This is a genomic window from Haemophilus sp. UMB1048, assembly GCF_030218125.1.
Classification (GTDB): Bacteria; Pseudomonadota; Gammaproteobacteria; order Enterobacterales; family Pasteurellaceae; genus Haemophilus_D.
Genome location: NZ_JASOPB010000004.1, coordinates 210,363 through 223,907 on the forward strand (window position 1 = coordinate 210,363; position 13,545 = coordinate 223,907).

The window sequence follows — 13,545 nt, forward strand, 5'->3', positions numbered from 1 at the left end:
AAAGAATGCAATGCTTGACATTTTTCCATGAACTCTTTAAAATTCAGCGTCTATTTCTTCTGTCTATTGGATGGAGAGATAGATTTTGTAACAAACATTCTATTATGAATAACATTTAAACTGGAGCTTTTTTAATGGCAACTATCAACCAGCTAGTACGCAAACCGCGTGTGAAAAAGGTTGTAAAAAGTAACGTTCCTGCATTAGAGGCTTGCCCGCAGAAACGTGGTGTGTGCACTCGTGTATACACAACTACACCTAAAAAACCGAACTCAGCATTACGTAAAGTATGTCGTATTCGTTTAACTAATGGCTTTGAAGTAACTTCTTACATCGGCGGCGAAGGTCACAACCTTCAAGAGCACAGTGTTGTGCTTATCCGTGGTGGTCGTGTTAAAGACTTACCAGGTGTTCGTTACCACACTGTACGCGGCGCATTAGATTGTGCAGGCGTTAAAGATCGTAAACAAGGTCGTTCTAAATACGGCGTTAAACGTCCTAAAGCTTAATGGATCTCCGTTAAGTAAGGCCAAACGTCTAAATTAGTAAAAATTTAAATCAGAAACTCCAGTATCACATTAGCTCACTTTAAAGTGCGGTTAATTTTTATAGAGTTTTGGATATCCTGAAGATTAAATATACGGAGAAATTCGCAATGCCACGTCGTCGTAGTGTTGAACCACGCAAGATTCTTCCAGATCCGAAGTTCGGTTCAGAGTTACTTGCAAAATTTATTAATGTATTAATGGTAGACGGTAAAAAATCCGTTGCTGAAACCATCGTTTACGGTGCGTTAGACAAACTTGCAGAACGCACAGGTAAAGAACCTTTAGAAGCATTTGAAATTGCACTTGAAAACGTTCGCCCAACTGTTGAGGTTAAATCTCGTCGTGTTGGTGGTTCTACTTACCAAGTGCCAGTTGAAGTACGTCCAGTTCGTCGTAACGCATTAGGTATGCGTTGGATCGTTGAAGCTGCACGTAAACGCGGTGATAAATCAATGGCTTTACGTCTTGCAAATGAATTATCTGATGCATCAGATAACAAAGGCGCAGCAGTGAAAAAACGTGAAGATGTTCACCGTATGGCTGAAGCTAACAAAGCATTTGCTCACTTCCGTTGGTAATACGCTTTTAAAATTTAAGGGCTTCATCCTCGATGAAGCCTTACCCTTATATAAACAGATATTAAACTTAACAAGGTTATAATAATGGCTCGTACAACCCCTATTGAAAGATATCGTAATATCGGTATTAGTGCGCACATTGATGCTGGTAAAACTACTACCACTGAACGTATCTTATTCTACACCGGTGTAAGTCACAAAATTGGTGAAGTACACGATGGTGCAGCAACAATGGACTGGATGGAACAGGAACAAGAGCGTGGTATTACCATTACCTCTGCGGCAACTACCGCATTCTGGTCTGGTATGTCACAACAGTTCCCACAACACCGTATCAACGTTATCGATACCCCGGGACACGTAGACTTTACTGTTGAAGTAGAACGTTCTATGCGTGTTCTTGATGGTGCGGTAATGGTTTACTGTGCGGTTGGTGGTGTTCAACCTCAGTCTGAAACTGTATGGCGTCAAGCTAACAAATATCAAGTTCCACGTATTGCGTTCGTAAACAAAATGGACCGTACTGGTGCTAACTTCTTACGTGTTGTTGATCAACTTAAAACTCGTTTAGGTGCGAACGCTGTTCCTCTTCAACTTCCAATCGGTGCAGAAGAAAACTTCACTGGTGTTGTTGATTTGATTAAAATGAAAGCGATCAACTGGAACGAAGCTGACCAAGGTATGACGTTCACTTATGAAGATGTACCTGCTGACATGCAAGCCGCTTGTGAAGAATGGCGTCAAAACCTTGTGGATGCAGCAGCTGAAGCAACTGAAGAATTAATGGAAAAATACCTTGGCGGTGAAGAGTTAACTGAAGAAGAAATCAAAGCTGGTCTTCGTCAACGTGTATTAGCAAATGAAATCATCTTGGTAACTTGTGGTTCTGCGTTCAAAAATAAAGGTGTTCAAGCAATGCTTGACGCAGTTGTTGAATACTTACCAGCACCAACTGATATCCCTGCAATTAAAGGTATCAACCCAGATGAAACTCAAGGTGAGCGTAAAGCAAGCGATGATGAACCGTTCTCTTCATTAGCATTCAAAATTGCAACTGACCCATTCGTAGGTAACTTAACCTTCTTCCGTGTGTACTCAGGTGTAATTAATTCTGGTGATACAGTATTAAACTCAGTACGTCAAAAACGTGAACGTTTTGGTCGTATCGTACAGATGCACGCTAACAAACGTGAAGAAATCAAAGAAGTTCGTGCGGGCGATATCGCTGCAGCAATCGGCTTAAAAGATGTAACTACGGGTGATACATTATGTGCTATCGATGCACCAATCATCCTCGAGCGTATGGAATTCCCAGAGCCAGTAATCTCTGTAGCAGTAGAACCTAAAACAAAAGCTGACCAAGAAAAAATGGGTCTTGCATTAGGTCGTCTTGCTCAAGAAGACCCTTCATTCCGTGTTCACACTGATGAAGAATCTGGTGAAACCATTATTTCTGGTATGGGTGAGTTACACTTAGATATCATCGTTGACCGTATGAAACGTGAGTTCAAAGTGGAAGCTAACATCGGTAAACCACAAGTATCTTACCGTGAAACTATCCGCACTCGTGTTAACGATGTGGAAGGTAAACACGCAAAACAATCTGGTGGTCGCGGTCAATATGGTCACGTTGTTATCGACTTATATCCATTAGATCCAGAAGGTCCTGGTTATGAATTTGTAAACGAAATCAAAGGTGGTGTAATCCCTGGTGAATACATTCCTGCGGTTGATAAAGGTATCCAAGAACAACTTAAATCTGGTCCGTTAGCGGGTTACCCAGTAGTAGATCTTGGTGTACGTTTACACTTCGGTTCATACCATGATGTTGACTCATCTGAATTAGCGTTTAAATTAGCCGCTTCTTTAGCATTTAAAGCAGCGTTTGCTAAAGCAAACCCAGTTCTACTTGAGCCAATCATGAAAGTTGAAGTAGAAACTCCACCTGAGTATGTTGGTGATGTAATCGGTGACTTAAGCCGTCGTCGTGCTATGGTTAACGGTCAAGAAGCGAACGAATTCGTTGTTAAAATCGATGCAGAAGTTCCACTTTCTGAGATGTTCGGTTATGCAACAGACTTACGTTCACAAACTCAAGGTCGTGCATCATACTCAATGGAACCGTTAAAATATGCTGAAGCGCCAACAAGTGTTGCTGCTGCAGTAATTGAAGCGCGTAAAAAATAATTTTTTTGTAACAATCCGCTCTATAAGTCGAATGGCTTATAGAGCATTTTCTAGGAAACTAAACAAATGTCTAAAGAAAAATTTGAACGTACAAAACCGCACGTAAACGTGGGTACAATCGGCCACGTTGACCACGGTAAAACAACTTTAACAGCAGCAATCACAACCGTATTAGCAAAACACTACGGTGGTGCAGCTCGTGCATTCGACCAAATCGATAACGCGCCAGAAGAAAAAGCGCGTGGTATCACCATCAACACTTCACACGTTGAATACGATACTCCAACTCGCCACTACGCACACGTTGACTGCCCAGGACACGCGGACTATGTTAAAAACATGATTACCGGTGCGGCGCAAATGGACGGTGCAATCTTAGTAGTAGCAGCGACAGATGGTCCAATGCCACAAACTCGTGAGCACATCTTATTAGGTCGTCAAGTAGGTGTACCTTACATCATCGTATTCTTAAACAAATGCGACATGGTAGATGACGAAGAGTTATTAGAATTAGTAGAAATGGAAGTTCGTGAACTTCTTTCTCAATATGACTTCCCAGGTGACGATACTCCAATCGTACGTGGTTCTGCATTACAAGCATTAAACGGCGTTGCAGAATGGGAAGAAAAAATCCTTGAGTTAGCAAACCACTTAGATACTTACATTCCTGAGCCAGAGCGTGCAATTGACCAACCGTTCCTTCTTCCAATTGAAGACGTGTTCTCAATTTCAGGTCGTGGTACAGTAGTAACAGGTCGTGTTGAGCGTGGTATCATCCGTACTGGTGATGAAGTTGAAATCGTTGGTATCAAACCAACTACAAAAACAACAGTAACTGGTGTTGAAATGTTCCGTAAATTACTTGACGAAGGTCGTGCAGGTGAGAACATTGGTGCATTATTACGTGGTACCAAACGTGAAGAAATCGAACGTGGTCAAGTATTAGCGAAACCAGGTTCAATCACTCCACACACTGATTTCGAATCAGAAGTTTACGTATTATCAAAAGATGAAGGTGGTCGTCACACTCCATTCTTCAAAGGTTACCGTCCACAGTTCTATTTCCGTACAACTGACGTAACTGGTACAATCGAGTTACCAGAAGGCGTGGAAATGGTAATGCCTGGTGATAACATCAAAATGACAGTAAGCTTAATCCACCCAATCGCGATGGACCAAGGTTTACGTTTCGCAATCCGTGAAGGTGGCCGTACAGTAGGTGCTGGTGTTGTTGCGAAAATCATCAAATAATTGATGTATTAACTGTAACAAGTTAGATTAAGAAGGCGTATCGAAAGATGCGCCTTTTTGTTTGCCTAAAATTCCGCAAAATTATAATGAAAATTCAAATTAAAAAAGTGAATGTTAGGAAGAGAGAAATATTTGTTAGAGGAAAAACGTGGCGGAAGGTCATGGGAGTTGAACCCACCCGGGAACGCTGGCGTCCCCAACAGGATTTGAAGTCCTGCCACCTCACCGGAGATGACGACCTTCCGTTATTGAAATTGCGGTTACTTTAGCGTAAATTAGTTTATAATTCAACGCCATTTTGAAATAGGAATTAAAAATGACCGCACTTTTTCAACAACTTCCTTCGGTAGATAAATTTTTAAAAACACCAGAAGGTGAAATGCTTTTAACTGAATTTGGTCATTCAGCTGTCGTGCGTGAATTGCGCCAATTATTGTCTGAAGGGCGCGAGTTTATCAAACAACATCAAAACTTACCGCACTTTTTTGCCGATCACCTAAGTACATTACATCATTTACAACATCGCTTGGTTCAACAAAATCATGTACAAATTAAATCAGTTCATAATTTAACGGGTACGGTATTACATACAAATTTAGGGCGAGCATTATGGGCTGAAAGTGCACAACAAGCGGCACTTCATGCGATGAAAGGTAATGTTGCGTTAGAATATGATTTGGAAGAAGGCAAACGCAGTCATCGGGATAATTATATTAGTGAACTACTTGCACAACTCACAGGTGCAGAAGCTGCTTGTATCGTTAACAATAATGCTGCAGCCGTACTCTTGATGTTGGCAACCTTTGCAAAAGATAAAGAAGTCATTATTTCTCGCGGGGAATTGATTGAAATTGGCGGAGCATTTCGCATTCCAGATATTATGGCTCAAGCAGGCTGTAAACTTATTGAAGTGGGGACAACAAACCGCACACATTTGAAAGATTATCGTCAAGCAATCAATGAAAATACCGCTTTCTTAATGAAAGTACATTGCAGTAACTATCATATTAGTGGATTTACCGCTTCGGTTTCAGAACAAGAGTTGGTTGATCTTGGACGAGAATTTGATATTCCTGTTATAACGGATCTTGGTAGTGGGGCATTGATTGATCTAAGCCAATATGATTTACCGAATGAGCCAACGGTGCAAGAAAAAGTCGCACAGGGCGTAAACTTGGTGTCATTCTCGGGTGATAAATTATTGGGTGGAACACAAGCTGGTATTATCGTCGGTAAAAAAGAGTGGATAGCTCAGTTACAAGCTCACCCATTAAAGCGCGTATTGCGTTGTGATAAAGTGATTTTAGCCGGGCTTGAGGCAACATTACGTCTTTATCTCCAACCTGAAAAACTTACTGAGACGTTGCCAACTTTGCATTTGCTTACCCAATCAATGGATGTATTAAAAGAAAAAGCTGAACAACTTAAAGCCTGTTTAGCAAATCGTTTAAAAGATTACCAGGTTGAGATTGAAGAAAGCTTTGCTCAAATTGGTAGTGGTTCTCAACCGATGGCGACGATTCCTTCTCTTGCGGTGACGATTGCCGAAAAAACAGAGACAAAATTGACCGCACTTTTGACTACATTTAAGCAATTAGAACAACCGATAATCGGCCGAGTTGAGAAAGGAAAAATCTGGTTAGATTTACGTAGCGTGGCCGACTTTAAGGCACTATTAGATACGGTGGAAAAATTATGATCATAGTAACATCAGGACACGTCGATCATGGTAAAACAGCCCTTTTGCAAGCGCTGACAGGCACGAATACCGCCCATTTACCGGAAGAAAAAAAACGTGGCATGACCATTGATTTGGGGTATGCCTATTTGCCTTTAAAAGAGAAAGTACTCGGGTTTATTGATGTGCCTGGCCATGAAAAGTTTCTCGCCAATATGTTGGCGGGGCTTGGTGGCGTGCATTATGCCATGCTCATTGTCGCTGCAGATGAAGGGATTGCCGCACAAACTAAAGAACACTTAGCGATTTTACGTCAGCTTCAATTTACTGAAATCATGGTGGTGATTACCAAGGCTGACCGAGCAACAGATGATCAAATTGAAACACTAAAAACACAAATTCAGACGGATTATCCATTCTTAGCTGAATCTCATTATTTTATTACATCGGCACAAACAGGCTTAGGTATTGATGCGTTACGCGATTATTTAGCCAATTTACCTGAATTAGCTGAAGTGGATAAACCATTCCGTTATGCCATCGACCGTGTTTTTAGTGTGAAAGGGGCGGGGACAGTGGTAACCGGGACAGCATTTGCGGGAACGGTGGCCATTGATGATGAACTCTTCCTTTCTACGGGACAAAAGGTTCGCGTTAAAAATATCCATGCTCAAAACACACCAAGTGAGAAAGGTGTCGCAGGTCAGCGTTTAGCGCTCAATTTAAACGTTGATTTAGATCGTACTCCAATGCAGCGCGGCGATTGGTTGTTAGCCTCAGAACCACTTGAGCCAACCGATCGTATTACCATTGAAATTACACCTGAAGTGAATTTGAAAGACAGTCAGCCTGTACACATTTATCATGCGGCAAGCCGTACGACGGGTAAGCTCACCTTGCTTGAAAGCAAAAATGCAATGAAAAATGACCGCACTTTGGCGGAGGTAATTTTAGAACAACCATTATTTTTAGCTTTCGGGGATAAATTAATTTTACGTAGTGGTGATGCGAAAGCGTTAATTGGTGGTGCCAAGGTACTCGAAATTCATTCACCAAAACGTTATAAGCGCACAGAAGCTCGTCTAGCGTTCTTGGCTAAACTTAATCAGGCTCAAACCGCCACACAACGTATCGGATTGACCTTACAAAAAGAAGCGATTTCAGCTCAAGCTTTAATGTGGAGTGAGCAACTAACCGAAAATCAATTGGCTGAAGCATTGGCCGAGAACGGCGATATCCGTTTTCAAAATTGGTGTTTTAATCGCGATTATCAACGTGAAAAAACGCAGCAAATTTTGACCGCACTTGCTACCTATCATGAGCAACATAATGATCAGCTAGGTTTGAGTAAGGCCCGCTTATACCGTATTGCGACACTAAACCAACCGGAAAATCTGATTTATCATTTTATTGAAGAAATGCTTGATGAAGGCCAATTGCAGCAGACTCGTGGTTGGTTACATTTGCCTTCACATAAAATTCAATTTTCAGCCGAAGAGCAAAGTTTATGGCAAGCGGTGTTAGTTGAATTTGAAAAAGCACATGGTCAAGCGATTTGGGTGCGTGATATGGCAACAGCCCTGGCGCAAGATGAAAGTGTGATGCGTAATTTTATGTATAAAGCAGGTAAATTGGGCTATCTTACGCCAATTGTAAAAGACCGTTTTTTCCTGACTGAAAGCATTTATGCTTATGCTCGCTTAATTAAGCAAATGGCAGGCGAAGAAGGTAAAGTTGCCGTAAATGAATTACGTGATAAACTGAACTTTGGTCGAAAACTGACCGTGCAATTAATGGAATATTTTGACCGTACCGGCTTTTTACGCCGCAAAGGCAATGATCACATTCTACGTGATAAAGATACATTCGATTTATAGGATAAAACATGAAAAAGACATTCATTTCAGCCTTAATTTTAACCGCACTTTTTACTGTAACAGGTTGTGAAGATAAAGAAGCGAAGGCAACCATTGCGCAACAAACGCAGACAATTGCACAACTGACGGAAGAAAATACGCAATTAAGAGCTGAAAAAGAAAAGGCTGAGAAAATTATCCCTGCAATAATTGCTCAAAATGATGTGATTTTTGATAAAGAGGAGACTATCAAATATCCTAAACCGGTCAAAGAAGATGAATATGCGCCTGTTGAAGGTAAGATTCATTACAGCGTTTCTACACTAAAAACGAATATTGAGTGGTTAGATAAACTACTTTTAGAAGAAATTTCAAAAAATGCTGATGGCAAACCAAGAAGCCGCGAGCAGCTTATTGCAGATTACCAGAAAGCATATGATGAAGCTAAAAAAGAGATGTTGGAATTCCCGATAAGTGGTGTTGATGAAACCTTAGATTTAGCATTTAGTCACCAAAGGGGTAAGCTTGCAGTATTTCTTGTAAACTATTACAGCTATGAAGGTGGGGTTCATGGGGTTGGTGGTTATTACTATCTTAATATTGATTTAGAAACGAAAAAACAACTTTCATTTGATGATGTTTTTAAACCAAACCAACAAACCAAATTAAAAGAATTACTTTGGGAACGTTACACTCGATATGGCGAGGTAAAAGATGAGGAAGTATTTACATCAAAAGATGCTTTTGAAGTGACCGATAATTTCTATTTAGATCATGATGGGATTCATTTTGTGTATAATGTGTATGAAATTGCGTCTTATTCAGAAGGGCCACAGGAGCTGGTGATTGAGTGGTGGAATGCCTCTGCGTTATTGAAGCCTGAATTTCTTCAGAAACAGTATTATCCCGTTTCGAGTAATACGGCAGAATAACAAAGTGCGGTCAATATTGGCCGCATTTTTATTGGCCTTTTTTCACCCAGTATTTAAAAGGTGCATCTTGGGTTTCACTCGCTAAAAGAGTATGTTCCATAAATTGGCAGAAGCTGGGAATATCGCGAGTCGTGGCGGGATCGTCCGCCAAAATAAGCAGCACTTCACCTTCATTCATGTGGCGAATGTTTTTTCTCACGAGCATTACAGGTTCAGGACAACATAAACCAACGGTATCAAGGGTTTTATTGACAGTAATTTCAGTCATATTTATGCTTATGCTCGCTTAATTAAGCAAATGGCAGGCGAAGAAGGTAAAGTTGCCGTAAATGAATTACGTGATAAACTGAACTTTGGTCGAAAACTGACAGTGCAATTAATGGAATATTTTGACCGTACCGGTTTTTTACGCCGCAAAGGCAATGATCACATTCTACGTGATAAAGATACATTCGATTTATAGGATAAAACATGAAAAAGACATTCATTTCAGCCTTAATTTTAACTGCACTTTTTACTGTAACAGGTTGCGAAGATAAAGAAGCGAAAGCAACCATTGAGCAACAAACACAGACAATTGCACAACTAACGGCAGAAAATACACAATTAAAAGCTGAAAAAGAAAAGGCGGAGAAGGTTATTCCTGCTATTTTTGCGGAAAAAGACCCCATTTTTGAAAAAGTAGAAAAAATTAAATATACCCAAGCGCAAGAACGTTGGTTTGAGCGTGATGAGGTAGAAATTGATATTAGTGTATTGGGATTAAAAACGAATATAGATTGGTTAGACGAACTGTTATGGACTGAATTGGTTAAAAATGAATTTGGAGAAAATGCACCTAAAACACGAGATCAGATGCTAAGTAAATACAAAACAATTTGGAATGATGTAAAAGCATCTTTAGAAAAGGAACCTGAGCTAGGTTTCGCTCGTCATGCTTGGATGGTATTTGTTGGTCAAAAAGAAAAATTAGCGACTTTTGCAGTGAGGTATTATAGCTATACTGGAGGACCACACGGTGTAGGTGGTAACGTATATTTAACTGTAGATATGACAACACATAAAGTTCTAACGCTTTCCGATATTATTGATCAGAAAAAGCTCCCTGAAGTTAAAGAATTATTATGGAGGTTTTATACAGACTCTGGTCGCATAAAAGATGAAGATGCGTTTACGAAAAAAACAGATTTTGATGTTTCTAAGAATTTCTATCTTGCACACGATGGTATTCATTTTATTTATGACGAGTATGAAATTGCTTCGTATGCCGAGGGCGAGCAAGATTTAGTGATATCGTGGGGGCAGCTACAACTTGGAAATTTATTAATGCCAGATTTTGTAAAACAGAAGTATTATGACTTCGGATATATAGCACCATACACAATACCAGTAGAAGAGTAATCAAAGTGCGGTCAATAATGGCCGCATTTTTATTGGCCTTTTTTCACCCAGTATTTAAAAGGTGCATCTTGGGTTTCACTCGCTAAAAGAGTATGTTCCATAAATTGGCAGAAACTGGGAATATCGCGAGTCGTGGCAGGATCGTCCGCCAAAATAAGCAGCACTTCACCTTCATTCATGTGGCGAATGTTTTTTCTCACGAGCATCACGGGTTCAGGACAACGTAAACCAACGGTATCAAGGGTTTTATCGACAGTAATTTCAGTCATTGTTATTCATCAGTTTTATTGAAATTGAGCTACATCATACAATAATTATGGGGAAATTTCGATAAATCCGCTATCAATGATAAACTACGCAACAAATTCATTTGAACAATTATTTCATGGCTGAATACCTTATCCCCAAAAGTGCGGTCGTTTTTGAAGAAGAAATTAAGAAAAGTCGATTTATCACGTATTTGCAACATACGGAAGGACTTGAACAAGCCAAAGCTTTTTGGGCAGAAATTAAAGCACAGCACCCTAATGCCCGCCATCATTGTTGGGCAGCAGTGGCAGGCAAGCCAACGGATTCGCAGCAATTAGGCTTTTCTGATGACGGTGAACCAGCAGGCACTGCAGGGAAACCGATGCTATCGGCTTTGCAAGGTAGCCAAGTTGGTGAAATCAGTGCTGTTGTTGTTCGTTATTATGGGGGCATTTTATTAGGCTCGGGCGGTTTAGTTCGTGCTTATGGAAATGGTGTTCAGCAAGCTTTAAAATTATTAGAAACTGAACGAAAAGTTGAACGTCAGTTATTCCAAGTTCATTGTGATTATGCACAATTAAATTGGATCCAAATTTTATGTGAACAACATCAAATTGAAATTTATCAGCAAGATTTTCAAGTGCAGATTACATTGCAGTTAGGCATTAGTGAAGATCAAATTAAACCTTTTGAACAAGCATTAATTGAGCGTTCGGCAGGAACGTTGAAATTAGAAGAAATGAATTAAGCGAGATATTGTGCATATTTTATCCATTATTCGGATTATCGGCATTTTGATCATGTGCTTTTCCGGCACGATGCTGATTCCAGCCTTTGTGGCGCTTATTTATGGCGATGGCGGCGGTAAAGCGTTTATGCAAGCTTTTGCATTAAGCTTAACCGTGGGCATGTTGCTTTGGTGGCCTTGTCATCACCACAAACAAGAATTACGGTCTCGTGATGGTTTTTTAATTGTGGTGGCATTTTGGTTCGTTCTTGGCGGGTTAGCAACCTTACCATTGTTATTATTTGATGCACCTCATTTAACGGTGGCTTCTGCCGTATTTGAGGCGTTTTCCGGGTTAACAACCACGGGCGCCACAGTCATGACTGGGTTAGATAATTTACCGAAAGCCATTCTGTTTTACCGTCAATTTTTACAATGGTTAGGCGGCATGGGGATCATCGTACTTGCGATTGCAATTATTCCTTTATTGGGTATTGGCGGAATGCAGTTATACCGAGCTGAAATGTCTGGTCCAATGAAAGATCAGAAAATTCAGCCGCGGATAGCAGAAACGGCAAAGGCATTGTGGTTTGTTTATTTCTTTTTAACCATGTCTTGTACCTTGGCTTATTGGCTAGCAGGTATGACACCGTTTGATGCACTTACACATAGTTTCTCGACGGTATCCATTGGCGGCTTTTCTACGCATGATGCCAGTATCGGCTATTTTAATAGCTCGGCGATTAATTTTATCACGGTTATTTTCTTGTGGATTTCGGCTTGTAACTTCGCATTGCACTTCAGAGCATTTTCGACTTTAGGACGAGAAAATATTTTGAAGATTTATACAAAAGATCCAGAATTCCGATTCTTTATGAGTATTCAAATTTTGCTTATCGTGGTTTGTACATTGGTGATGATAAGCCATCAATATTTTGATTCCTCATGGCAAGATTTTGAGCAAGTCGTATTCCAAGCCGTATCAATTTCAACCACAACAGGCTACACCACATCGAATTTTGCTGAGTGGCCTTCTTTTGTGCCGATGTTATTAATTATTGCCTCTTTTATTGGTGGTTGTGCAGGCTCAGTCGGTGGCGGTTTGCGGGTTGCGCGGATTTTAGTGTTATATCTTCAAGGTGCAAGAGAACTGAAACGATTTGTACACCCTAATTTAGTGTATCCAATTAAATGGGGTCAAAATGTCCTTGATGAACGAGTGATTGGGAGTATTTGGGCATTTTTCTCAGCGTATCTATTGGTATTCACTATTTGTTTATTAAGTGTGATTGCATGTGGTGTCGAACCTTTTGACGCCTTTAATGCAGTATTAGCAAGTATTAATAACCTTGGACCAGGATTAGGTTCAGTAAGCAGTAATATGACGGCGATGCCAGATAGTGCTAAATGGGTACTCACCATTGCGATGGTATGCGGTCGTTTAGAAATTTTCACATTATTGGCGCTCTTCACACCGGCGTTTTGGAAGGCATAATGAAAACATTAATTTTATATTCAAGCCGTGATGGACAAACTAAAAAGATTGCTGAATTTATGGCTCAGTATCTTGAAGGAGAAGTGATGGTTTCACCGTTAATGGAGGAGCAGGATCTTAAACTTTTTGATCGCGTGATTATTGGGGCATCCGTTCGTTATGGTCACTTTAATAAACAGGTATATCGTTTTGTAGAACGCCATCACGAATTGTTGAATGCAAAAAGTGCGGTCTTTTTTGGTGTAGGTTTAACCGCGAGAAAAGAAGGGAAAGATACGCCAGAGGGAAATGTCTATGTTCGTAAGTTCCTTCAGCGCATAAAATGGACTCCGGCAAAAGTCGGCGTGTTTGCAGGGGCATTGCTATATCCACGCTATAAATGGATTGATCGTGTCATGATCCAATTGATTATGAAAATTACAGGTGGCGAAACGGATTCAACCAAAGAAATTGAATATACCGATTGGGGAAAAGTAAAGGCATTTGCAGAAAGTCTGAATTCGTAGAATAAAACACCATAAAAATTGTGTTTTTTAGACGATTTGATTAAAAGATCTTCAACCAATAAAAAATTTACATTTTTTTACAAAAAGATCTTGCAAAGGCGTCTGAAATGCCTATAATACGCCCCACACAACGACGC

13 protein-coding genes, 1 tRNA gene and 1 pseudogene are annotated in these 13,545 nt (G+C 40.3%); 12 read left to right on the top strand and 3 right to left on the bottom strand.

The window, feature by feature from the left end; all coding sequences use genetic code 11:
• Nucleotides 1–134 precede the first annotated feature (134 nt).
• From rpsL to tuf, 4 genes are all read left to right on the top strand, one after another.
• Nucleotides 135–509, top strand: a complete 375-nt coding sequence (gene rpsL, locus QP437_RS05385; RefSeq protein WP_005543325.1) for a 30S ribosomal protein S12 — start codon at nucleotides 135–137, stop codon at nucleotides 507–509.
• Between the two features lie 146 nt (nucleotides 510–655).
• Nucleotides 656–1,126, top strand: a complete 471-nt coding sequence (gene rpsG / locus QP437_RS05390; RefSeq protein ID WP_005699184.1) for a 30S ribosomal protein S7 — start codon at nucleotides 656–658, stop codon at nucleotides 1,124–1,126.
• Between the two features lie 84 nt (nucleotides 1,127–1,210).
• Nucleotides 1,211–3,313: an elongation factor G gene (gene fusA, locus QP437_RS05395; protein WP_285267209.1), complete on the top strand. Its 2,103-nt coding sequence runs from the start codon at nucleotides 1,211–1,213 to the stop codon at nucleotides 3,311–3,313.
• Between the two features lie 66 nt (nucleotides 3,314–3,379).
• A complete protein-coding gene (tuf, locus tag QP437_RS05400; RefSeq protein ID WP_049383876.1) occupies nucleotides 3,380–4,564 on the top strand; it encodes an elongation factor Tu in 1,185 nt (394 codons plus the stop codon).
• 149 nt (nucleotides 4,565–4,713) lie between these two features.
• On the opposite strand, the gene QP437_RS05405 is transcribed toward tuf, so the two are convergent.
• Nucleotides 4,714–4,808 (bottom strand) — tRNA-Sec (locus QP437_RS05405).
• A gap of 72 nt (nucleotides 4,809–4,880) precedes the next feature.
• Here QP437_RS05405 and selA point away from each other — a divergent pair.
• The 3 genes from selA to QP437_RS05420 are packed head-to-tail and all read left to right on the top strand — an operon-like array spanning nucleotide 4,881 to nucleotide 9,030.
• Nucleotides 4,881–6,263, top strand: coding sequence for an L-seryl-tRNA(Sec) selenium transferase (gene selA, locus QP437_RS05410; RefSeq protein WP_285267210.1), 1,383 nt, complete (start codon nucleotides 4,881–4,883; stop codon nucleotides 6,261–6,263).
• On the top strand, nucleotides 6,260–8,119 hold the full coding sequence (selB, locus tag QP437_RS05415) for a selenocysteine-specific translation elongation factor (protein WP_285267211.1): 1,860 nt from the start codon (nucleotides 6,260–6,262) through the stop codon (nucleotides 8,117–8,119). Before selA ends, selB begins: the two co-directional genes overlap by 4 nt.
• 8 nt (nucleotides 8,120–8,127) lie before the next feature.
• Complete coding sequence (locus QP437_RS05420; RefSeq protein WP_285267212.1) at nucleotides 8,128–9,030, top strand: RsiV family protein; 903 nt, start codon at nucleotides 8,128–8,130, stop codon at nucleotides 9,028–9,030.
• Nucleotides 9,031–9,058: 28 nt separating this feature from the next.
• On the opposite strand, the gene tusA (QP437_RS05425) is transcribed toward QP437_RS05420, so the two are convergent.
• On the bottom strand, nucleotides 9,059–9,298 hold the full coding sequence (tusA, locus tag QP437_RS05425; protein WP_285267213.1) for a sulfurtransferase TusA: 240 nt from the start codon (nucleotides 9,296–9,298) through the stop codon (nucleotides 9,059–9,061).
• Between tusA (QP437_RS05425) and QP437_RS05430 the strand changes: the two are divergent.
• A pseudogene (locus tag QP437_RS05430) lies at nucleotides 9,299–9,493 on the top strand (SelB C-terminal domain-containing protein); the annotation flags it as partial.
• A gap of 8 nt (nucleotides 9,494–9,501) precedes the next feature.
• Nucleotides 9,502–10,431 (top strand): RsiV family protein, encoded by a 930-nt coding sequence (locus QP437_RS05435; RefSeq protein ID WP_285267214.1) that lies wholly within the window; start codon nucleotides 9,502–9,504, stop codon nucleotides 10,429–10,431.
• Nucleotides 10,432–10,460: 29 nt separating this feature from the next.
• Here the strand turns inward: QP437_RS05435 and tusA (QP437_RS05440) are convergent, their stop codons facing one another.
• Complete coding sequence (tusA, locus tag QP437_RS05440) at nucleotides 10,461–10,700, bottom strand: sulfurtransferase TusA (RefSeq protein ID WP_054420424.1); 240 nt, start codon at nucleotides 10,698–10,700, stop codon at nucleotides 10,461–10,463.
• Nucleotides 10,701–10,816: 116 nt separating this feature from the next.
• Between tusA (QP437_RS05440) and QP437_RS05445 the strand changes: the two genes are divergently transcribed.
• From QP437_RS05445 to hemG, 3 genes are read left to right on the top strand one after another with little or no spacing between them, the layout of a single operon-like run.
• The gene (locus tag QP437_RS05445; RefSeq protein ID WP_285267215.1) at nucleotides 10,817–11,428 is read left to right on the top strand and encodes a YigZ family protein; all 612 of its coding nucleotides are present in this window, start codon (nucleotides 10,817–10,819) and stop codon (nucleotides 11,426–11,428) included.
• 10 nt (nucleotides 11,429–11,438) lie between these two features.
• Entirely contained in the window at nucleotides 11,439–12,902 is a 1,464-nt protein-coding gene (locus QP437_RS05450) for a TrkH family potassium uptake protein (protein WP_285267216.1), read from the top strand.
• The gene (gene hemG, locus QP437_RS05455) at nucleotides 12,902–13,408 is read left to right on the top strand and encodes a menaquinone-dependent protoporphyrinogen IX dehydrogenase (protein ID WP_285267217.1); all 507 of its coding nucleotides are present in this window, start codon (nucleotides 12,902–12,904) and stop codon (nucleotides 13,406–13,408) included. The genes QP437_RS05450 and hemG overlap by 1 nt, the downstream gene beginning before the upstream one ends.
• Nucleotides 13,409–13,545: the final 137 nt, after the last annotated feature.

What these genes read in the sequence shown, in the direction of transcription:
- selB (WP_285267211.1), top strand. Translation starts at nt 6,260, where the DNA reads ATGATCATAGTAACATCAGGACACGTCGATCATGGTAAAACAGCCCTT.
- hemG (WP_285267217.1), top strand. Translation starts at nt 12,902, where the DNA reads ATGAAAACATTAATTTTATATTCAAGCCGTGATGGACAAACTAAAAAG.
- fusA (WP_285267209.1), top strand. Translation starts at nt 1,211, where the DNA reads ATGGCTCGTACAACCCCTATTGAAAGATATCGTAATATCGGTATTAGT.
- QP437_RS05435 (WP_285267214.1), top strand. Translation starts at nt 9,502, where the DNA reads ATGAAAAAGACATTCATTTCAGCCTTAATTTTAACTGCACTTTTTACT.
- selA (WP_285267210.1), top strand. Translation starts at nt 4,881, where the DNA reads ATGACCGCACTTTTTCAACAACTTCCTTCGGTAGATAAATTTTTAAAA.
- tuf (WP_049383876.1), top strand. Translation starts at nt 3,380, where the DNA reads ATGTCTAAAGAAAAATTTGAACGTACAAAACCGCACGTAAACGTGGGT.
- rpsG (WP_005699184.1), top strand. Translation starts at nt 656, where the DNA reads ATGCCACGTCGTCGTAGTGTTGAACCACGCAAGATTCTTCCAGATCCG.
- QP437_RS05445 (WP_285267215.1), top strand. Translation starts at nt 10,817, where the DNA reads ATGGCTGAATACCTTATCCCCAAAAGTGCGGTCGTTTTTGAAGAAGAA.
- tusA (WP_285267213.1), bottom strand. Translation starts at nt 9,298, where the DNA reads ATGACTGAAATTACTGTCAATAAAACCCTTGATACCGTTGGTTTATGT.
- tusA (WP_054420424.1), bottom strand. Translation starts at nt 10,700, where the DNA reads ATGACTGAAATTACTGTCGATAAAACCCTTGATACCGTTGGTTTACGT.
- QP437_RS05420 (WP_285267212.1), top strand. Translation starts at nt 8,128, where the DNA reads ATGAAAAAGACATTCATTTCAGCCTTAATTTTAACCGCACTTTTTACT.
- rpsL (WP_005543325.1), top strand. Translation starts at nt 135, where the DNA reads ATGGCAACTATCAACCAGCTAGTACGCAAACCGCGTGTGAAAAAGGTT.